Source organism: Pseudomonas fluorescens, from assembly GCF_902497855.1.
Lineage (GTDB): Bacteria > Pseudomonadota > Gammaproteobacteria > Pseudomonadales > Pseudomonadaceae > Aquipseudomonas > Aquipseudomonas fluorescens_BI.
Genome location: NZ_CABVHU010000007.1, coordinates 78,790 through 99,559, shown reverse-complemented (window position 1 = coordinate 99,559; position 20,770 = coordinate 78,790). Strand labels below are relative to the sequence as shown.

The 20,770-nt window shown below is 61.7% G+C and carries 18 protein-coding genes; 8 read left to right on the top strand and 10 right to left on the bottom strand.

The genetic code is table 11. The features are described from left to right. Positions 1-9: 9 nt before the first annotated feature. Positions 10-828: a pyrroline-5-carboxylate reductase gene (gene proC / locus F8N96_RS15675; protein WP_150798562.1), complete on the bottom strand. Its 819-nt coding sequence runs from the start codon at positions 826-828 to the stop codon at positions 10-12. Positions 829-864: 36 nt separating this feature from the next. After that, entirely contained in the window at positions 865-1,551 is a 687-nt protein-coding gene (locus F8N96_RS15670) for a YggS family pyridoxal phosphate-dependent enzyme (protein ID WP_150798561.1), read from the bottom strand. Between the two features lie 57 nt (positions 1,552-1,608). Between F8N96_RS15670 and F8N96_RS15665 the strand changes: the two genes are divergently transcribed. Further along, the gene (locus tag F8N96_RS15665; protein ID WP_150798560.1) at positions 1,609-2,643 is read left to right on the top strand and encodes a type IV pilus twitching motility protein PilT; all 1,035 of its coding nucleotides are present in this window, start codon (positions 1,609-1,611) and stop codon (positions 2,641-2,643) included. A 142-nt stretch (positions 2,644-2,785) separates the two neighbouring features. On the opposite strand, the gene F8N96_RS15660 is transcribed toward F8N96_RS15665, so the two are convergent. Further along, entirely contained in the window at positions 2,786-3,421 is a 636-nt protein-coding gene (locus F8N96_RS15660) for a C40 family peptidase (protein WP_150798740.1), read from the bottom strand. A gap of 251 nt (positions 3,422-3,672) precedes the next feature. On the opposite strand from F8N96_RS15660, the gene F8N96_RS15655 reads away from it, so the two are divergent. Continuing rightward, positions 3,673-4,104 (top strand): NINE protein, encoded by a 432-nt coding sequence (locus F8N96_RS15655; protein WP_150798559.1) that lies wholly within the window; start codon positions 3,673-3,675, stop codon positions 4,102-4,104. 112 nt (positions 4,105-4,216) lie between these two features. Here F8N96_RS15655 and F8N96_RS15650 read toward each other — a convergent pair whose 3' ends face one another. The 7 genes from F8N96_RS15650 to gshB all read right to left on the bottom strand — a co-directional run bounded on the left by F8N96_RS15650 (position 4,217) and on the right by gshB (position 10,284). Then, the gene (locus F8N96_RS15650; protein WP_150798558.1) at positions 4,217-5,488 is read right to left on the bottom strand and encodes a dihydroorotase; all 1,272 of its coding nucleotides are present in this window, start codon (positions 5,486-5,488) and stop codon (positions 4,217-4,219) included. Next, a complete protein-coding gene (locus F8N96_RS15645) occupies positions 5,485-6,489 on the bottom strand; it encodes an aspartate carbamoyltransferase catalytic subunit (RefSeq protein WP_150798557.1) in 1,005 nt (334 codons plus the stop codon). The genes F8N96_RS15650 and F8N96_RS15645 overlap by 4 nt, the downstream gene beginning before the upstream one ends. Before the next feature lie 27 nt (positions 6,490-6,516). Next, positions 6,517-7,020 carry a bifunctional pyr operon transcriptional regulator/uracil phosphoribosyltransferase PyrR gene (pyrR, locus tag F8N96_RS15640; protein WP_128870702.1) on the bottom strand — a complete coding sequence of 168 codons (504 nt, stop codon included), beginning with the start codon at positions 7,018-7,020 and terminating at the stop codon, positions 6,517-6,519. Positions 7,021-7,128: 108 nt separating this feature from the next. Next, positions 7,129-7,566 (bottom strand): Holliday junction resolvase RuvX, encoded by a 438-nt coding sequence (gene ruvX / locus F8N96_RS15635; protein ID WP_005792259.1) that lies wholly within the window; start codon positions 7,564-7,566, stop codon positions 7,129-7,131. Further along, positions 7,566-8,138, bottom strand: coding sequence for a YqgE/AlgH family protein (locus F8N96_RS15630; RefSeq protein WP_128870707.1), 573 nt, complete (start codon positions 8,136-8,138; stop codon positions 7,566-7,568). Before F8N96_RS15630 ends, ruvX begins: the two co-directional genes overlap by 1 nt. A gap of 168 nt (positions 8,139-8,306) precedes the next feature. After that, positions 8,307-9,206, bottom strand: coding sequence for an energy transducer TonB (locus tag F8N96_RS15625; RefSeq protein WP_150798556.1), 900 nt, complete (start codon positions 9,204-9,206; stop codon positions 8,307-8,309). A gap of 106 nt (positions 9,207-9,312) precedes the next feature. Then, positions 9,313-10,284, bottom strand: a complete 972-nt coding sequence (gene gshB / locus F8N96_RS15620; RefSeq protein WP_150798555.1) for a glutathione synthase — start codon at positions 10,282-10,284, stop codon at positions 9,313-9,315. Between the two features lie 352 nt (positions 10,285-10,636). Here gshB and pilG point away from each other — a divergent pair, with 352 nt between their 5' ends. From pilG to F8N96_RS15585, 6 genes are all read left to right on the top strand, one after another. After that, positions 10,637-11,041, top strand: coding sequence for a twitching motility response regulator PilG (gene pilG, locus F8N96_RS15610; RefSeq protein ID WP_150798739.1), 405 nt, complete (start codon positions 10,637-10,639; stop codon positions 11,039-11,041). A 56-nt stretch (positions 11,042-11,097) separates the two neighbouring features. Further along, the gene (pilH, locus tag F8N96_RS15605) at positions 11,098-11,463 is read left to right on the top strand and encodes a twitching motility response regulator PilH (protein ID WP_007987790.1); all 366 of its coding nucleotides are present in this window, start codon (positions 11,098-11,100) and stop codon (positions 11,461-11,463) included. A 10-nt stretch (positions 11,464-11,473) separates the two neighbouring features. Beyond that, positions 11,474-12,049 carry a chemotaxis protein CheW gene (locus F8N96_RS15600; RefSeq protein ID WP_150798554.1) on the top strand — a complete coding sequence of 192 codons (576 nt, stop codon included), beginning with the start codon at positions 11,474-11,476 and terminating at the stop codon, positions 12,047-12,049. Positions 12,050-12,157: 108 nt separating this feature from the next. Next, positions 12,158-14,215, top strand: coding sequence for a methyl-accepting chemotaxis protein (locus F8N96_RS15595; RefSeq protein WP_150798553.1), 2,058 nt, complete (start codon positions 12,158-12,160; stop codon positions 14,213-14,215). Positions 14,216-14,264: 49 nt separating this feature from the next. Then, complete coding sequence (locus tag F8N96_RS15590) at positions 14,265-20,060, top strand: Hpt domain-containing protein (RefSeq protein ID WP_150798552.1); 5,796 nt, start codon at positions 14,265-14,267, stop codon at positions 20,058-20,060. Next, positions 20,053-20,508: a chemotaxis protein CheW gene (locus F8N96_RS15585; RefSeq protein WP_150798551.1), complete on the top strand. Its 456-nt coding sequence runs from the start codon at positions 20,053-20,055 to the stop codon at positions 20,506-20,508. The genes F8N96_RS15590 and F8N96_RS15585 overlap by 8 nt, the downstream gene beginning before the upstream one ends. Positions 20,509-20,770 lie beyond the last annotated feature (262 nt).

Genomic DNA, 20,770 nt, shown 5'->3' with positions numbered 1-20,770 from the left:
TAAGGCTCCTTATTGACCCAATTGTTCGGCCATCTCGGCCGAGCGGTGCGCAGCGGCGCCGAGTGCTTGTTCTACCAGGGCTTCGAAGCCCCCGGCCTGGAACGACTTGATGGCCGCTTCCGTGGTGCCCGCAGGGGATGTCACGCGGCGACGCAGTTCGGCGGCATCGACATCGCTGGCGACCGCCATGTGCGCAGCGCCCAGGGCGGTTTGCAGGGTCAGTTGGGCGGCGATGTCCGCCGGCAGGCCGAGTTTCACGCCGGCGGCGGTCATGGCTTCGATCAGCAGGAAAAAGTACGCCGGGCCCGAGCCGGAAACGGCCGTCACCGCGTCCAGTTGTTGTTCTTCGTCCAGCCACAGGGCGATGCCGACGGCCGACAACAGTTCCTGGGCCTGCTGGCGTTGTTCGGCGGTGACTTGCGCGGTGGCAAACAAGCCGCTCACGCCCTGACGCAGCAGCGCCGGGGTGTTGGGCATGCAGCGCACGATCGGCTGGGCGCCGAGCCAGTTGTTCAGGCTGGCGCAGGTGATGCCCGCCGCGATCGAGACCACCAGCTGATTCGGTTGCAGGCTTGGGCGGATGGCTTCGCAGACGGCTTTCATCGCCTGGGGTTTGACCGCCAGCACGACCACATCGGCGTCTTGAATGGCTTGGGCGTTGTCGGCGAATACTTCAACGCCGTGCTCGGCGTTCACACGAGCGCGGGTTTCGGCGCCCGGATCGCTGGCGCGGATCTGCGCAGCGTCCAGACCCTTGGCGCGCAGGCCGCCGATCAGGCTGGCGGCCATGTTGCCGGCACCGATAAACGCAATACGAGTCTTGCTCATGTCAGGTCCTTATAAAGAGTGGAGTCAGCCATTGTTTCAAGGCTGGCCGTAGTCGCGGGCACCAAAAAGGGCCGTTCCGATGCGGACCCAAGTGGCGCCCATGGCGATGGCCGACTCAAGGTCGTGGCTCATGCCCATGGAAAGTGTGTCGAGCGGCAGATTGAGACCGGCTTGCAGGCTTTGTACCGCAGCAAAAGCAGCGTCCTGGGCGGCGCGATCTTCAGTCGGCTCGGGAATAGCCATCAACCCGCGCAACCTGAGGCGTGGCAATTGACTGATGGCGTTGGCCAAGGCTGGCAGATCGGCCGGGGTGCAGCCGGATTTGCTCGCTTCGCCGCTGACGTTGACCTGGATGCAGATGTTCAGTGGCGGTAAGTCGGCGGGCCGTTGTTCGGACAGGCGTTGTGCGATTTTCAAACGATCCACGGAGTGCACCCAGGCGAAATGCTCGGCGATAGCGCGAGTCTTGTTCGATTGAATGGGGCCGATGAAGTGCCAGATCAAGGGCAGGTCGGCCAATTCGAGCTGTTTGCCCAGGGCTTCCTGCAGGTAGTTTTCGCCAAAGTCGCGGATCCCGGCGGCATAGGCTTCGCGCACTGCTGCAGCGGGCTTGGTTTTGCTCACGGCCAGCAGCTGGACGCTGTGTTCATCACGATGAGCGGCGACAGCCGCGGCGTGGATGCGTGAACTAACCTGAGTGACGTTGTCTGCTATCGTGGACATTCAAAAGGCGCCAGCGGGTCTGAGGGTCGCGGCATTCTACTGGAATTGAGGAACGCTATGGATATCACTGAGCTGCTGGCCTTCAGCGCCAAACAAGGTGCGTCCGACCTGCACCTGTCTGCGGGCCTGCCTCCGATGATCCGCGTCGATGGCGATGTGCGGCGCATCAATCTGCCGGCGCTGGACGCCAAGCAGGTCCACGAGTTGATCTACGACGTCATGAACGATGTGCAGCGGGTGGAGTTTGAAAAACACCTGGAAGCCGACTTTTCCTTTGAAGTGCCCGGTGTCGCGCGATTTCGCGTCAATGTGTTCAATCAGAACCGCGGTGCTGGCGCGGTGTTTCGGACCATCCCGTCCAAGGTGCTGAGCATGGAGGACCTGGGGATGGGGGAAGTGTTTCGCAAGATTACAGAGTCTTCCCGTGGCCTGGTGCTGGTGACCGGTCCGACCGGTTCCGGCAAGTCCACCACCCTGGCGGCAATGATCGATTACCTGAACAACCATCGCCACCATCACATTCTTACCGTCGAAGACCCGATCGAGTTCGTCCACGAATCGCGCAAATGCCTGATCAACCAGCGCGAAGTCCATCGCGACACCCACAGCTTCGCCACAGCCCTGCGCTCGGCGCTACGGGAAGACCCGGACGTGATTCTGGTGGGGGAGATGCGCGACCTGGAAACCATCCGCCTCGCGCTGACGGCCGCCGAGACCGGTCACCTGGTGTTTGGCACACTGCACACCACGTCGGCGGCAAAAACCATCGACAGGATCGTGGATGTGTTTCCGGGGGATGAGAAGTCAATGGTGCGTTCGATGCTGTCCGAGTCACTGCTGGCGGTGATTTCCCAGGCCTTGGTGAAAAAGATCGGTGGCGGGCGGATAGCGGCCCACGAAATCATGCTGGGCACCTCGGCGATTCGTAACCTGATCCGCGAAGACAAGGTGGCGCAGATGTACTCGTCGATTCAGACGGGGGGATCGATCGGGATGCAGACGCTGGATATGTGTTTGAAGGATCTGGTGAACAAGGGCTTGATCAGCCGGGAGCATGCGCGGGAGAAAGCGCGGTCGCCGGATAGTTTTTGAGGGGGATTTGCAGCGCTTTCAAATACGCCTTCGCGAGCAGGCTCGCTCCCACAGGGGAACGCATTCCAATGTGGGAGCGAGCCTGCTCGCGAAGAGGGCGTTATGTTCGAAACGACTTTTGGGTCATGCCCGGGAGTTCAAATCAGCGCTGAACCACCTGTATGGCGTTCTGCTCTTTCGGCAGAACCCGCTTGGCAACCACGTAGTGTTTTTCCCAGTACGGTTTGTTCAGGGTGTCGATGCTGACCGATTTGCCACGGCGCGGGGCGTGGATAAAACGGTCGTTGCCCAGGTAGATGGCAACATGATTGACCCTGCGGCTCTTGATGTTGAAGAAAATCAGGTCGCCAGGCTTCAGATCCTTGCGATCGACTTTCTCTCCATGACCGCTGGCCATGGCATTCGACGTACGCGGCAGGTCAAAAGTGGCGTCGTTGAACGCGTATTTCACCAGGCCACTGCAATCGAAACCCTTGCTTGGGCTGCTGCCGCCCCAACGGTACGGAGTGCCGAGCACGTTGACCGCGCGGCTCAACACATTGCTGCTTGCCTTGCTCGCCATTGGCGGAACCAGGCTGCTTTTGTTCTTGCTGGTCTTGCTGACGTTCAGGTAAGGGGACCGTGGTCCGGCTTTCTTGTACTTGCTCGAAGGAACAGATACATGGGATTTCGGGGTGTAACCATTAACGTTTGGAAGACGTTGCTCACGGTTGGTGGCGTGGGCGGCCAGGGGCAATAATAGGCAAATGGTTAGCCATGTCTTGAAAAATGGACGCATTAGGCAGGGCTCATATTGGTGAACGCGCAACTTTATAACAGCTTTTTGGTCTTTTTTAAGTCCGTTGGTCGATTCCGGATGGTCGCAATGGAACCAAATAAGCAAAAAGTTGACGCGTGTTTTGGCAATAAGTCTTTTGCGAACAAGGCTTTGGCGCAGAATGACGTGGCCGGATGCCATGCGTCGGCCATCTGTAAAAAAGTCACAAAGATTTAAAGAATATTTATCTATCGTGTGAATCGAGGTCCTCCATGAACACCTATCAACACCCCGTTCCGCATCAGGACACTCACAGCAAAGTGATCGGATACCTGCTGTGGATTCTTGGTTTTACCGGGGCTCACCGCTTTTATTACGGCAAGCCGGTGACCGGGACGATCTGGTTCTTCACCTTCGGTTTGCTGGGTATCGGCTGGCTGATCGATCTGTTTCTGATCCCGGCCATGGACCGTGAAGCGGACTTGCGATTTACCGCCGGGCCTATCGAGTACAACGTTGCCTGGATCCTGCTGACGTTTCTTGGGGTGTTCGGCGTACACCGGATGTATCAGGGGAAATGGATCAGCGGCTTGCTGTACCTGGTGACGGGCGGGTTGTTCTTCCTGGGGGTGCTGTATGACTTCTGGACGCTGAATGATCAGGTGTCGATTCGCAATGCCCAGAACAGAGGCGCCTTCCAGTAAGTCTTCGCGAGCAGGCTCGCTCCCACAGTGGATCTTTATTGAACACAAAAATTGTGTACACCACCGATCAAATGTGGGAGCGAGCCTGCTCGCGAATGCAGGCGACTCGGTTTTAAGCCTGGTGACTGATACGCCCATCCACCAGGGTGTACCGCACCACACCCGGCAAACTGTGCCCGATGAACGGGCAATTTTCACCCTTGGACAGCCAGGTTTCGCCGGCCACGGTCGAGGTCGCAGGGTCGAACAGTACGATATCCGCCGCACCCCCCACTGCCAACTTGCCCGCCGGTAGGCGCAAGGCCTCGGCAGGTCCGGCGCTGAGCCGCGCCAATAACGTTGGCAGATCCAGCAAACCGTCTTCCACCAATGTCATCGCCAGTGGCAGCAACAACTCAACGCTGCTGATACCCGGTTCGGTGGCACCAAACGGCGCCAGCTTCGCATCCCGCTCATGTGGCTGGTGATGGCTGGAAATGGCGGAGATCACGCCTGACTTCACCGCTTCACGCAGGCCATCGCGGTCGGCGCGGGTGCGCAGCGGCGGCTGGACGTGATAGAGGCTGCTGAAGTCGATCAACGCTTCGTCGGTCAGGATCAGCTGGTACAGCGCGACATCGGCCGTTACCGGCAAGCCGCGGGCCTGGGCCTGGGCGATCAGGGCGACGCCGCGAGCGCTGGTGAGCTGGCTGAAGTGCGCGCGCACGCCGCTTTGCTCGACCAGCAACAGGTCCCGGGCCAAGGCCACGGTCTCGGCGGTTTCCGGAATGCCCGGCAAACCGAGAAAACTGGCGGTCGGGCCTTCATGGGCCAGGCCGCCTTCGGCCAAGTCATGGTCCTGGGAGTTGAAGATCACCGTCAGGTCGAAAGTCGCGGCGTATTCCAGCGCCCGGCACAAGGTGCGGGTGTTGCGGAAACTTTCCAGGCCATTGCCGAAAGCCACGCAGCCGGCATCGCGCAAGGCCACCAGCTCTGCCAGCTGTTCGCCGTCCAGGCCTTTGCTCAGGGCGCCAATCGGAAACACCTTGGCATTGCCGGCCTCGCGGGCGCGATCAAGGATCAGTTCGGCCACGGCCGAAGTGTCCAGCACCGGTTTGGTCTTCGGTGGGCAGCACAGGCTGGTCACGCCACCGGCAGCGGCAGCGCGGGTTTCACTGATGATCGAACCTTTACGGCTATAGCCCGGTTCGCGCAGCGCGACGTTCAGGTCGACCAGGCCAGGCGCGGCCACCAGGCCTTGGGCGTCGATGGTGTCGACGGCGACAAAACCGGCCGGTGCGGCGCCAATGGCGACGATCTTGCAGGCTTCAACGTGGATATCAGTCACTTGATCCATGCCGCTGCTTGGATCGATAACGCGGGCGCCGAGTATGCTGAGCTTCACTGGGCGTTCTCCTGCTCGAATTGGCGCTGGGCAGTCTGCCCGCTCATGGCCATGGACAGCACGGCCATACGAATGGCGATGCCATAGGTCACTTGGTTGAGGATCACCGAGTGCGGGCCGTCCGCCACGGCGGACTCGATCTCCACCCCACGGTTGATCGGTCCCGGGTGCATGACGATGGCATCTGGTTTGGCGCCGGCCAGGCGCGCGGTGGTCAGGCCGAACAGGCGGTAGAACTCGCCTTCGCTCGGCAGCAGGCCGCCGGTCATGCGTTCGCGCTGCAGGCGCAGCATGATCACCACGTCGACGTCTTTCAGGCCTTCGGTCATGTCGGTGTAGACCTTCACCCCGTATTGCTCGACGCCGATCGGCAGCAGGGTTTTCGGCGCGATCACGCGGATGTCCGGGCAGCCGAGGGTTTTCAGGGCCAGCATGTTCGAGCGCGCGACCCGCGAATGCAGGATGTCGCCGACGATGGCCACCGAGAGGTTTTCGAAGCTGCCTTTGTGCCGACGGATAGTGAGCATGTCGAGCATGCCCTGGGTCGGGTGGGCATGCCGGCCGTCGCCACCATTGATGATCGCCACTTGCGGGCAGACGTGCTCGGCAATGAAGTGGGCCGCGCCGGAGTCACCGTGACGCACGACGAACATGTCGGCGGCCATGGCTTCCAGGTTGCGCAGGGTATCGAGCAGGGTTTCCCCCTTGCTCGCCGACGATGTGGACACGTTGAGGGTGATTACGTCGGCCGACAGCCGCTGGGCCGCCAGTTCGAAGGTGGTGCGGGTGCGGGTGGAGTTCTCGAAGAACACGTTGCACACGGTCTTGCCACGCAGCAACGGGACTTTCTTTACCGCCCGGGCGCCGACTTCGAGGAACGAGTCCGCGGTGTCGAGGATTTCCGTCAGCAACTCGCGGCGCAGACCGTCGAGCGAGAGGAAGTGGCGCAGCTGGCCCTGATCATTGAGCTGCAGCGGGCGCTTGGTTTCTAGAGGCGTCATCGCGAGGGGGACTCTCAATAGGGCGAATTAAAAGGCGAGGTCTTGCAGTTCGAGCTTGAGCTCCGGACCGGACAGCTTCACGCGCTCGTGGGCGGCCAGCGACAGGGTCGCGCCCACCACGTCCGGGCGAATCGGCAACTCGCCGGCGTCCAGATCCAGCAGGCAGACCAGCGTCACGCTGGCCGGGCGGCCGTAATCGAAGAGTTCATTCAAGGCGGCGCGGATGGTCCGGCCACTCATCAGCACGTCGTCGATCAGCACCAGATGCTGGCCTTCGATCTCGAAGGGCAGGGCAGATGGGCGCACTTGCGGGTGCAGGCCGTTCTGGCTGAAGTCGTCACGGTAGAAGGAAACATCCAGCGTGCCCAAGGGCGAGTCGCTGCCCAGTTCGTCGAGCAACGCCTGGGCGACCCAGATGCCGCCGGTACGAATGCCGATGTAGCGCGGTTCGCTGATACCACGGTGTTCCAGGTGGTCCTTGAGGCGGATCGCCATCTGGCTGATCAGTTCGCCGGGATTAGGCAGGCTCATGGTTTGCTCCTTCTTCGGCCCGAGCCGGGCTTTTGGGGTATAGCGCTTGGGCGGGGCTCGGGTTGTAGCTAAAAGAGACGCGCAGCGACCCATCAGGATCGGGTGCGGTCAGGATTCGAACAGCGCGGTGTTTTCGTCGAGCCAGCCTTGCAGCAGCAGGGCGGCGGCGATGGCGTCGACCGGGTTATCGCGGTAACTGCCCTTTTGCCCGCCGCGATCACGCCGCTCGCCCTTGGCTTCGAAGGTGGTCAGGCGTTCGTCGTGGGTATAGAAGGGCAGGTTGTAGCGGCCATTCAGGCGCCGGGCGAATTTTTCCGCCCGCAGGCACATGTCGCTCGGTGTGCCGTCCATGTTCAATGGCAGGCCGACCACCACGGCATCGGGTTTCCACTCCTTGATCAGCGCCTCGACCTGATTCCAGTCGGGAATGCCGTTCTGGGCCTTCAAGGTGCACAGCTCGCGAGCCTGGCCGGTAATCACCTGGCCGACCGCGACGCCGATCTGTTTGGTGCCATAGTCGAAACCCAGAATCAACCGCAGGGCCATCAGGCGTGCCCTGCCTGGCTGGTCAGCAGACTGAGATTGACGCCCAGATGTCTGGCTGCCGCTTCCAGGCGCAATTCGCTGCTGGTATTGAACAGGATGTCGGCGTCGAACGGGCAGGTCAGCCAGGCATTGTCGGCCAGTTCGGCCTCCAGTTGCCCGGCTTCCCAGCCAGCGTAGCCCAGGGTGATCACGCTTTTCGCAGGGCCGACGCCGTCGGCGATGGCGAACAGCACGTCCTGGGAAGTCGACAGGGACAGCTCGCCTTCCAGATCAACGGTCGCCTGAAAGGTTTTTCCCGATGGGTGCAGGACAAAGCCGCGATCGGTCTGCACCGGCCCGCCGATAAAGATCGGCACATGCTGGCAGAGGGCCGGTGGCTCGATGTCGGGGCGCAATTGCTCGAGGATATCGGCCAGGTTCAGGTCTTGCGGACGGTTGACCACCAGCCCCATGGCACCATTGGCCGTGTGCTCGACGATGTAGGTCAAGGTGTGCGCAAAGTTCGGGTCGGCCATGTGAGGCATGGCGATCAGGAAGTGATGCTTGAGGTAGCTGGGGCTGACGTTCTTCATGAGCGCTAGTGTGGCGTTGGAGGGGCGAACTGACAAGTCGGGGAATCAATGTTTGCTCGAGATTGATCACCTGTAGGAGCCGGCTTGCTGGCGAAGGCGTCCTTAAGTTTTGCATCGCCTATGAAGACGCCTACGCCGGCAAGCCGGCTCCTACAGGTCATCGGCCAGTCAGTTACTGGAGAGTCTGTCCCCTCGGGCGAATTTCCAGGTGCGGATGATTTCCAGCCGGTCGATGTCCGACAAGTCCCCGGCAAACGGCGAAAACGGCGCTGCAAGCCGCACAATCCGCTGCGCTGCCTGGTCCAGCAGCGGTTGCCCGGAGGACTCCAGCACTAACACTTCATACAGCGAGCCGTCGCGGTTGATCGAAACCATCAGGCGCAAATTGCCGTAAATCTGTTTGCGTCGGGCCTCGTCCGGGTAGTTGAGGTTGCCGATGCGCTCGACCTTCTTGCGCCATTCGTCCTTGTACCAGGCACCCTTGTCGCGCATGGTCGAAGCGGCGCTCAGGCGGTGGATGCGCGGGCGCTTGGCGTATAGCTGTTGTTCGTTGGCCAGTTCCGCTTCGAGGCTGGCGATGTCGCTGGACAGCTGTTCACTGTCGAACGTCGGCGCCGCCACCTTGGGTTTGGTGTCGGTCTTGGGTTCTGCGGTTTTCGCCGGGGCTTTTTTCGGCTTTGGCGCGACGGTCGTCACGGCTGCCTTGGGCGGGGCTTCCCGTACTTCAGGCTTGGCCGCCGGCGGTGGGGTGACTTTCTGCACCTTGTTGTCCTGGAACGGCGCGACCTCGGTGGTCTTGGGAATCGCCTTTTTATCCAGGGTGCCGCTGCCTTGCTGGTTTTCCTGGGCAAGGAAATCGGCTTTTTCCGGCTTTTTTTCGCTTTTGAAAGTGGCGAGGGTGATTTCCAGGGTTTTGCTGATCTGCTTGGGTTCGACCATCGTAAAGCCGACACCCAGCAACAAGGCCAGGTGAATCAGCGCCGCGAGGAACAGGGTAAAACCGAGGCGATCGACCGGGCGCACACCACGATGGGCGAGTTCAGCGGGCAGATCGGACGGAAGCGTCATGACAAAAAAACCAACATCGCGTTTTTACGGGCCCGGCATGATAACGCAATGTTGGTTTTTAGCTTCAAGCGACGAGCTTCGAGCGACAAGCTGTCGACCGCTTGCTTCAAACTTGCGGCTTGAGGCTTGCAGCTTGCAGCTTCTTCTCGATGGCATCCATCAGCAGGCCGCCGATGTCGGTGCCGAACGCATTATCAATCTCACGAATGCAGGTCGGGCTGGTGACGTTGATTTCCGTCAGGTGCTCGCCGATCACATCGAGGCCGACGAACAGCAGGCCTTTCTCGCGCAGGGTCGGGCCGACTTGGGCGGCGATCCAGCGATCTTTCTCGGTCAGCGGGCGCGCTTCGCCACGCCCACCGGCGGCCAGGTTGCCCCGGGTTTCGCCCGCTGCCGGGATTCGCGCCAGGCAGTAATCCACCGGTTCACCATCGATCATCAGGATGCGTTTGTCGCCATCGACGATGGCCGGCAGGTAACCCTGGATCATGATCTGCTGATTGCCATGCAGGGTCAGGGTTTCGAGGATCACCGACAGGTTCGGGTGGCCGGCGGTGTGACGGAAGATCGATGAGCCGCCCATGCCGTCCAGCGGCTTGAGGATCACGTCGCCGTGGTGATCGGCGAACTCACGCAATACGTCCGGGCGACGGCTGACGATGGTCGGCGGCGTGCACTGCGGGAACAGCGTGGCGAACAGTTTCTCGTTGCAGTCGCGCAGGCTTTGCGGCTTGTTGACCACCAGTACGCCAGCGCGCTCGGCCTGTTCCAGCAGGTACGTGGAGTAGACGAACTCCATGTCGAACGGCGGGTCCTTGCGCATCAGGATCACGTCCAGGTCGCTCAGCAGCGAATCCTGCTCGGCGTCCAGTTCGAACCATTTTTCCGGGTTGGCGAAGACTTTCAACGGACGCATCCGCGCCCGCGCTTCGCCTTCGGCCTGGTACAAATCCCGCTGTTCCATATAGAACAGTTCCCAGCCGCGCTTCTGCGCGGCCAGCAGCATGGCCAGCGAGCTATCCTTCTTGTAGGAGATGCTGGCAATGGGATCCATGACAATCCCGACGCGAACGCTCATGGGTGTTTCCTCGAAAATTTGGGGGGCTGTGGCGATCTTCTTGTAGGAGCGAGGCTTGCCCGCGAAGCAGGCGGCACGGTTTTGCAGGCACACCGCGTCATCGTTCTTCGCGGGCAAGCCTCGCTCCTACACAAAAAATCAATCCACAGGACCGTATAAAAGTGGCGTCAGAGTGGCGCTGAGTGTGTTCCGGGTCAAGGAAAAACCACCGCGCCAGTCGCCCGATAGATTGGAGTTGGAGACTGTGCTAAAAAGGCTGCCATATCGTGCTGGGCCTTGAACATCAAGGGCTTGAAGCCTCCGGTTAACGCAAATGGACAATTTGATTCGCAAAGGCGACGGTAGAGCACTTATGGAACGGCATTCCAGCGCCTTGAAGGTCATGGTGATCGACGATTCGAAGACGATTCGCCGCACCGCCGAAACGCTGTTGCAAAACGTGGGTTGTGAGGTCATCACGGCCATCGATGGTTTCGATGCCCTGGCCAAGATTGCCGATAATCACCCTGGCATTATCTTTGTCGACATCATGATGCCGCGTCTGGATGGTTATCAGACCTGCGCCCTGATCAAGAACAACAGCGCGTTCAAGTCCACACCCGTGATCATGCTGTCGTCCAAGGACGGGTTGTTCGACAAGGCCAAGGGGCGCATCGTCGGCTCCGACCAGTTTTTGACCAAGCCTTTCAGCAAGGAAGAACTGCTGAACGCGATCCAGGCCCATGTACCGGGCTTCGCCGCCGTTTTGCCGCAGTAAGACACCACAGTGACGCTTGGCCAGCGGGCCCGGTGTCGACAAGAATGGGGAAGACCATGGCACGTATCCTGATCGTCGATGATTCGCCGACCGAAATGTACAAACTGACCGGCATGCTGGAAAAGCACGGCCATGAAGTGTTGAAAGCCGAAAACGGCGCCGACGGTGTGGCCCTGGCCCGCCAGGAAAAACCCGACGCGGTGCTGATGGATATCGTCATGCCTGGCCTCAACGGTTTTCAGGCAACCCGTCAGCTGACCAAAGACCCGGAAACCGGACACATTCCGGTGATCATCATTACCACCAAGGATCAGGAAACCGACAAGGTCTGGGGCACGCGCCAGGGGGCCAGGGACTACCTGACCAAACCGGTCGACGAAGACACCCTGATCAAGACCCTGAACAACGTGCTGGCCGGTTGAACGTCGGGCCATGACCGAGTCGCTGACCGCCTTCGAATTGCTGCTGCAGATCGATCGGCGTTGTCGTCTGCTGGCGGCGGATCTACCGTCCCAGCCGTTCCGACAGGACAGCTGGAGCGGTATCGGTTTTCGCCTGGGCGAGCACTGGTACGTCGCGCCCATGGGCGAAGTCAGCGAAGTGTTGCACGAGCCGCGGTGCACTCAGCTGCCGGGCGTCAAGCCCTGGGTCAAGGGCGTCGCCAACTTGCGCGGGCGATTGCTGCCGATCATGGATTTATGTGGCTTCTTCGGCCATGAACTGTCACCTCTGCGCAGGCAGCGGCGGGTGTTGGTGGTCGAGCATGGCGATATGTTCGCCGGGTTGATGGTCGATGAGGTCTTCGGCTTGCAGCACTTCGCCCAGGACAGCCTGGAGCCGGCAGACAATGGGCGCGGGCCGATGTCGGCGTTTGTCACCGGCCGATTTCAACGCGAGCAGAGCTGGCAGGTGTTCAGCCCGTTTGCGTTGGTGCAGTCGCAAAGTTTCCTGCACGTCGCGCTGGACCCCTGTAGGAGCGAGCTTGCTCGCGATGGTCGTCAACGATAACGCTGCAAGCCTGACACCCCGCGGTGTTCTCAGGTTCATCGCGAGCAAGCTCGCTCCTACAGGGGGGCTCGGCAAAGGTTCACAGGTGTTGGTTAAAGGCGAGAACCGATGATAAAAGCAAAAACAGCCAAGCCGGAAGCGTCGCGCAGCCGCTCGCAGATCATTGCGCTGTTCATCGCGCTGATCGTCTTCATCATGCTGCTGTTCGCCCACTTCGCTTACCTCAATACCCAAGCCACGTACGACAAGCAGTACATCGGCCATGCCGGCGAGCTGCGCGTGCTGTCCCAGCGCATCGCCAAGAATGCCACCGAAGCCGCGGCGGGCAAGGCACCGGCGTTCAAACTGCTCAGCGACGCGCGCAATGATTTTGCCCGGCGTTGGGGCTATTTGAAGAAAGGCGACCCTTCCACCGGCCTGCCGCCGGCGCCGTCTACCGTGCGCCCGGAAATGCGCGCCGTGCAGCTGGATTGGGAGCGTCTGTTGAAAAACACCGACACGATCCTCGCCAGCGAACAGACGGTACTGTCCCTGCATCAGGTCGCCGCCACCCTGGCCGAAACCGTGCCGCAGCTGCAGGTCGAGTACGAAAAGGTCGTCGAAATCCTCCTGCAGCGCGGTGCGCCGGCCGCACAGGTTGCGATGGCCCAGCGTCAGACGCTGCTGGCTGAACGTATCCTCGGCGCGGTGAACACCGTGCTGTCCGGAGACGAAAACTCGCAACAGGCCGCCGACGCGTTTGGTCGCGACGCCGCGCGATTCGGCCAGGTGCTCACCGGCATGCTCCAGGGTAATCCGGCGCTGAAGGTGAGCCAGGTCGAAGACCGCGATGCTCGCGCCCGGTTGATCGAGATTTCCGAGCTATTCCAATTCGTCTCCGGTTCGGTGGACGAAATCCTCGAAACGTCGCCGGAGCTGTTCAAGGTCCGGGAATCGGCCAGCAATATTTTCACTTTGTCGCAAACCCTGCTCGACGAAGCCTCGCACCTGGCCACCGGGTTCGAAAACCTCGCCGGCGGGCGCAATACCGACACTATTGGCGGCTATGTACTGGGCCTGGCGGCACTGATGTCGATCATCCTCATCGGGCTGGTGATGGTGCGCGAAACCAATCGTCAGTTACGCGAGACTGCCGAGAAGAACGAGCGCAATCAGACCGCAATCATGCGGCTACTGGATGAAATCGAGGACCTGGCCGACGGCGACCTGACCGTGACCGCCACGGTGACCGAAGACTTCACCGGGACCATCGCCGATTCGATCAACTACTCGGTCGATCAGCTGCGGGATCTGGTGGCGACGATCAACCTCACGGCCGGCCAGGTTGCCGCCGCTGTGCAGGAAACCCAGGCCACCGCGATGCACCTGGCTCAGGCCTCGGAGCATCAGGCCCAGCAGATTGCCGAGGCGTCCACGGCGATCAACGACATGGCCGAGTCCATCGACCAGGTCTCGGCCAATGCGGCCGAATCCTCGGCGGTGGCCGAGCGTTCGGTGGAAATCGCCAACAAAGGCAACGAGGTGGTGCACAACACCATCCACGGCATGGACAACATTCGCGAGCAGATTCAGGACACCGCCAAGCGCATCAAGCGCTTGGGCGAGTCTTCCCAGGAAATCGGCGATATAGTCAGCCTGATCGATGACATTGCCGACCAGACCAACATCCTCGCCCTGAACGCGGCGATCCAGGCGTCCCTGGCCGGTGATGCCGGACGCGGTTTTGCCGTGGTGGCCGACGAAGTGCAACGACTGGCCGAGCGTTCGTCCGCCGCGACCCGACAGATCGAAACCCTGGTGCGGGCGATCCAGACCGACACCAACGAAGCCGTGATTTCCATGGAGCAAACCACCACCGAAGTGGTGCGTGGCGCGCGTCTGGCGCAGGATGCCGGAGTGGCCCTGGAAGAAATCGAAGGGGTGTCGAAGACCCTGGCGGCGCTGATCCAGAGTATTTCCAATGCAGCGCAGCAACAGACCTCTTCGGCCGGGCAGATTTCCCTGACGATGAACGTGATTCAGCAGATCACCACGCAGACCTCGTCCGGTTCCACGGCCACCGCCGAGAGTATCGGCAACCTGGCGAAAATGGCCAGTCAGCTGCGGCGTTCGGTGTCCGGCTTCACCTTGCCGACCACTAGGGCGCAGGCTGCTGATAAAGTGTGAAGCGCCCGAGGGCGTATGATTCCTCATTGGGGTGCGGACTGGAGTGGTTATGGGTGATCGGCACGACTATGTGGCCCTCGAGTGGGTCAAGGGCGAGATTGCCGAAACGCTGAAAGTGGCTCATCAGGCGATCGTGACCTTGCTGGACGACCCGCAGGCGACGCACGCCCTGAGCGAATGCCTGGCGTGCATCCATCAGGTTCATGGCAGCTTGCAGATGGTCGAGTTCCATGGCGCGGCGCTGTTCGCCGAAGAAATGGAGCAATTGACCAGCGCCCTGCTGCGTGACCGAGTCGGCCATCGCGATGAGGCTATCCATCTGTTGCTGCAGGCCCTGGGGCAACTGCCGATCTACCTCGACCGGGTGCAAGGCGCCCGTCGGGACCTGCCGCTGGTGATGTTGCCGCTGATCAACGATCTGCGCAGCGTCCGAGGCGAAAGCCTGTTGTCGGAAACCAGCCTGTTCATCCCGCAATTGCCGGACCTGCCGCCACTGGATGAAGAGTCTCTGACATTGCTGGAACCGGCGGATTTACCGGCTGTGCTACGCAAGCTGCGGCAGATGTTGCAGATGGCCCTGGCCGGATTGCTGCGCGAGCAGGATGACGAAACTAATCTCGGGTACCTGACCACGGTGTTTTCGCGCCTGGAAGGGCTGTGTGGCACGGCGCCCCTGGGGCCGTTGTGGCAAGTCGCCTCGGCGCTGGTCGAAGGCATGCGCAGCGGCGCGATCGCCAATAGCCCGGCCTTGCGTAGCCTGTTCAAGGAGGCCGATCAGCAACTCAAGCGGCTGCTCGAGCAGGGCATGCCCGGCATCAATCAGCCGGCACCGCCGGCGTTGCTCAAGCGTTTGCTGTTTTACATTGCCAAGGCCGAACACCCCACCGGGCAGATGCTGACCATGAAAGATCGCTACGGACTGGACGATGCGCTGCCTGACAGTGCGATGGTCGATGAAGAACGGGCACGGTTGGCCGGCCCCGACCGCGACGCCATGCGCTCGGTGCTGGCGGCGTTGTGCGAAGAACTGGTGCGGGTCAAGGAGCGCCTGGACCTGTTCGTGCGCAGCGACCGTCAGCACACCTCGGACCTCGACAGCTTGCTGGCGCCGCTGCGGCAAATCGCCGACACCCTGGCGGTGCTCGGCTTCGGCCAGCCACGCAAGGTCATCATCGATCAGCTGGCGGTGGTATTGAGTCTTGCCCAAGGCCAGCGTGAGCCCAACGACGCGATCCTGATGGACGTCGCCGGCGCCTTGCTCTATGTCGAAGCGACCCTGGCCGGCATGGTCGGCACCGTCGAGCCGCAAAGCCAGGAAGAAAGCCGTCTGCCGACCACCGACCTGACGCAGATCCACCAGATCGTGATCAAGGAAGCGCGCATTTGCCTGCAACAGGCCAAGGACATGATCGTCGACTACATCGACGCCGACTGGGACCGCCAACACCTGCAGCCATTGCCGGCCTTGCTGACCCAGGTGCGCGGCGCGCTGGCGATGATTGCGTTGCGTCGCGCGGCGAGCCTGATCGAAACCTGCAACCGGTTTATCCACGAGCACCTGTTGCTGGATCCGGGTCACCCCGGCTGGCAGGAACTCGACAGCCTGGCCGACGTCGTGACCAGCATCGAATACTACCTGGAGCGCCTTGGCGACGACCCCGAAGCGCCGGGCGAACATCTGCTCGACGTCGCGCAAAAGAGCCTGGCCTCCCTCGGCTTTTTCCCCAGCGAGCAACCGGTGCCGGTGCTTGAAGAGGTGCTCAGCCCGACGCAAGTACAGGACATGCGCGATCATCAGGACCTGGACGATCCGGCCATCGTGCAGACCCTGGCCGATGCGCTGGCCAGTCCCGTATCGGCCGTCAACCCGCCCGCCCTGAACACCCCCGGCAGCCTGTTGCCGCCGCCGGTCGGCGAAGCGGGGGTGGGCGAATTTGCCGCCAATGCCCAACGCCAGCGCAATGATGTCGATCAATTGGCCGCGTGTGCCCATGCGCTGGCCAAGGGCGATGAACCTCCGGCGGATGAGGTCGCGCAGGAGGTTGAGGCCCTTGATCCGTTGTTGCTGGAGATTTTTCGCAACGAAGCCGAAACCCATTTGGGCAGTCTCAACCGCTTCCTCGACCGGGCCGCCGAGCAGATGCCGTTGCAGGCCAGCGACGAATTGCAGCGGGCCTTGCACACCCTCAAGGGCAGCGCCTCCATGGCGGGCGTCTTGCCGATTGCCGAGCTGGCAGCGCCGCTGGATCAACTGACCAGGGAATACAAGGCACACCTGCTTGCGCTGGATCTGGATGAAATCGAGCTGTTGCTGGAGGCTGAAGGACTGTTCCGCCTCGGGCTGCGTCAACTCAAGCGCGATCCACTGGCGGGGATTCCCGGTGCCCGCTCGTTGATCGAGCGCACCCAGGCGTTATTGGCCGAGCGGCTGCAAAGTCTACAGAGTGCACCCAATACCAGGCTGCGCATCAAACGCGATCCGCAGTTGATCAATAACTTTCTCGCCCAGGGCATGGACATTCTGCTGGATGCCGAAAGCCTGTTGCGGCGTTGGCAGCAACATCCCGGCGAGCGGCAGGAACTCAGCGCACTGCTGGACGAATTGACCACTCTGGGCGAAGGCGCGCACCTGGCCGATCTGCATCCGGTGGATGAGCTCTGCGAAGCCTTGCTCGACCTCTATGGCGCGGTGGAGGAAAGCAGCCTGGCGGTCAGTGAGCGGTTTTTCAACGAGGCACAAAGTGCCCACGAAGCGCTGATCAACATGCTCGACGAACTGGCCGCCGGCCAGGAAGTCAGCCCGCAACCGGAGCGGATCCAGGCCTTGCGCGGCTTGCTCGATGAAAGCCTCGACCCCTCGGCCATGGGCCTGATCCGTAGCGACGGCAGCCGAACCCTGAGCATTCGCGAGCTCGGCAGCGTTACGGCAGAACTGGCGCAGACCCCTGTAGGAGCTGGCTTGCCAGCGAAGGTCGTTAACGATGACGCGTTTCCAATGGATAAGCGCGGCGCCTATGAGTCCTTCGCTGGCAAGCCAGCTCCTACAGAGGATCGCGACGTCAACGATGACGCGTTTCCAATGGATAAACGCGGTGCCTGTGAGTCCTTCGCTGGCAAGCCCGCTCCTACAAGGGACCGCGGCGTCGAGCTGGACGATGAGATCGTCGAGATCTTCCTCGAAGAGGCAGTGGATATCCTCGAAAGCGCCGGCCAGGCCCTGCAGCGCTGGCTGGGCGACCCGGACAATGCCGCACCGCTGGTGTCCCTGCAGCGTGACATGCACACCCTCAAGGGCGGTGCGCGGATGGCCAGAGTCGAGCCCGTCGGTGACCTGGCCCATGAGTTGGAAAGCCTTTACGAAGGCCTGGTCGATCGCCGTTTCAGTCACGCAGACGCGTTGGCGCAACTGCTGCAACACAGCCATGACCGACTCGCAGCGTTGCTTGAACAACTGCAAGACCGGCAGCCATTGGCCGATCCGGGCGAACTGATCGACCTCATTCGCCAGTTCCGTCAGGACCCTATCAATACCCTTGAGCGGGTCGAGTCCGCGCCGGCCAATGACTCGGTCGCCCATGATCCCGAGTTGCAGGACATCTTCCTCGAAGAAGGTTTCGACATCATTGAAAACTCTGGCGCGGCATTGGCGCGCTGGCAGGCCGAACCGACCCATCGTCAGGAAGTGGAAACCCTGTTGCGGGATCTGCACACCCTCAAGGGCGGCGCGCGGATGGTCGAAATCGTCCCGATCGGCGACCTCGCCCATGAGCTGGAATTTCTCTACGAAGGCCTGTCCGCTGGCGTGCTGCAACCCACCCCCGCGTTGTTCGCTCTGCTGCAAAGCAGCCATGACCACCTGGCGCAAATGCTCGACGCGACCCGCGCCGGGGTCCCGTTGCCTGCGGCCGATCAACTGATCGACGCGATCAGGAATTTCAGCCACCCAGCGGTGCCTGAAGCACCGGTTGTAACACTCGCGACGCACAAGTCCGAGCCACCCGCGCCGCTCCCTGATGCCGGCGCCGACATGGTCAAGGTCTCGGCGGAACTGCTCGACGACCTGGTCAACCTGGCTGCCGAAACCTCGATCTTCCGGGGTCGGATCGAGCAACAGGTCAACGATGCGCGCGTGGCCCTGAGCGAGATGGAAACCACCATCGAGCGCATGCGCGACCAGTTGCGCCGCCTCGATACCGAAACCCAGGGGCGGATTCTCAGCCGTCAGCAGGTCGACGCCGAACGCCTGGGGTACGAAGAGTTCGATCCGCTGGAAATGGACCGTCATTCGCAGTTGCAGCAACTGTCGCGGGCGCTGTTCGAATCCGCCTCCGACCTGCTCGACCTCAAGGAAACGCTCGACCGGCGCAACCAGGACGCGGACAACCTGCTGCAACAGCAGGGCCGCATCAACACCGAACTGCAAGAGGGCCTGATGCGTACGCGCATGGTGCCGTTCGAGCGCATGCTGCCGCGCTTGAAACGCATCGTCCGGCAGGTCTCCAGCGAGCTGGGCAAAGACGTGGAGTTCATCGTCGGCAACGCTGAAGGCGAGATGGACCGTAATGTGCTCGAACGCATGGCGGCGCCGCTGGAGCACATGCTGCGCAATGCCGTGGACCACGGGCTGGAGTCCGCCGAGGTGCGTATCGCGGCGGGTAAACCGGCCCAGGGCCGGATTACCCTCGACCTGTCGCGAGAGGGCGGCGACATCATTTTCGACATCCGCGACGACGGTGCCGGCGTGCCGCTGGATGCGGTCCGGCGCAAGGCGATCAAGCGCGGCCTGCTGGCGCCGGACAGCCATATCAGCGACCGCGACGTGCTGCAATTCATCCTGCAGCCGGGGTTCTCCACCGCTGAGAAAATCACCCAGATTTCCGGGCGGGGCGTCGGCATGGACGTGGTTCACGAAGAAGTCCGGCAACTCGGCGGCACGATGAGCATCGACTCCGTGCCTGGGCAGGGCGTGCACTTCCGGATTCGCCTGCCGTTCACCGTATCGGTCAACCGCGCGCTGATGGTGCAGTGCGGGGAGGATCAATACGCGATCCCGCTGAACACCATCGACGGCATCGTACGGGTGTTGCCCAACGAGCTCGAAGGGCATTACCGGCTCGATCCGCCGACCTACAAATACGCCGGGCAACACTATGAACTGTGCTATCTCGGTGAATTGCTCAAGACCAGCCCCCGCCCCAAACTGCTGGGCCAGAGCCTGCCGCTGCCGGTCTTGCTGGTGCAGTGCAACGAGCGACATATCGCCGTGCAGGTCGATGCCATGGCCGGCACTCGCGAGATCGTGGTGAAAAGCCTCGGACCGCAGTTCGCTGCGGTCCAGGGTTTGTCCGGGGCCACGATCCTGGGTGATGGCCGGGTGGTGCTGATTGTCGATCTGCTGGCACCGATCCGCGCCATGCAGGCGCAGGTGCCGCAACGACCGTTGGTTCAAGACGCGGAACCCGAGCCGCACAAACCCTTGCTGGTGCTGGTGGTCGACGATTCGGTCACTGTGCGCAAGGTCACCAGCCGTTTGCTCGAACGTCACGGCATGAACGTGCTGACCGCCAAGGACGGCGTCGACGCCATGTTGCTGCTCGAAGAACACCTGCCGGACCTGATGCTGCTGGACATCGAAATGCCGCGCATGGACGGCTTCGAAGTCGCGACCCGGGTGCGCGCGGACGAACGCTTGCAGCACCTGCCGATCATCATGATCACCTCGCGCACCGGCCAGAAGCACCGCGACCGCGCCATGGCCATCGGCGTCAACGACTACCTCGGCAAGCCGTACCAGGAATCGGTGCTGCTCGAAAGCATCGCCCTGTGGAGCAAGACCCATGCTTGAGCACCGCACCAGCAACCTCACCGGACTGCTGTTGCCCCTGGCCGACCGTCACCTGATTTTGCCCAACGTCGCCGTCGCGGAGCTGATCGACTACCAGCCGGGAACCCTGGAGCTCGAGACGCCACCCTGGTATCTGGGGCGGGTTGCGTGGCGTAACCGGCAGATTCCATTGCTCAGTTTCGAGTCGGCGTGTGGCAATCAGATCGTCATCGGTGAGCGGGCGCGGATTGTCATTCTCAATGCCCTTGGCGGGCGGCCTGAGCTGAAGTTCATTGCGCTGCTGGTGCAGGGGATTCCACGCTCGTACAAGCTCGACAGTCAGTTGAGCTATGTGGATGTGCCGTTGTGTTCGCTGGAACAGGCGGCGGTGCAGGTGGGGGAGCAAGTGGCGAAGGTGCCGGATTTGTTGGCGCTGGAGGCGTTGTTGGTGAGTGCCGGGCTCATATGACCGGACGCCTTCGCCGGCAAGCCGGCTCCTACAGGGTTTGTGTTGACCACAATTGATCGGTACGCAGGTGGTCATGTAGGAGCTGGCTTGCCAGCGAAGAGGCCCTACCAGTCGACATCATTGTTGGCTGAAAGGACGCCTTCGCCGGCAAGCCGGCTCCTACAGGGTTTGTGTTGACCACAATTCATCGGTACGCAGGTGGTCATGTAGGAGCTGGCTTGTCGGATCGCCGCACCGCAGCGAAGGCGGCCTTCAACTCACC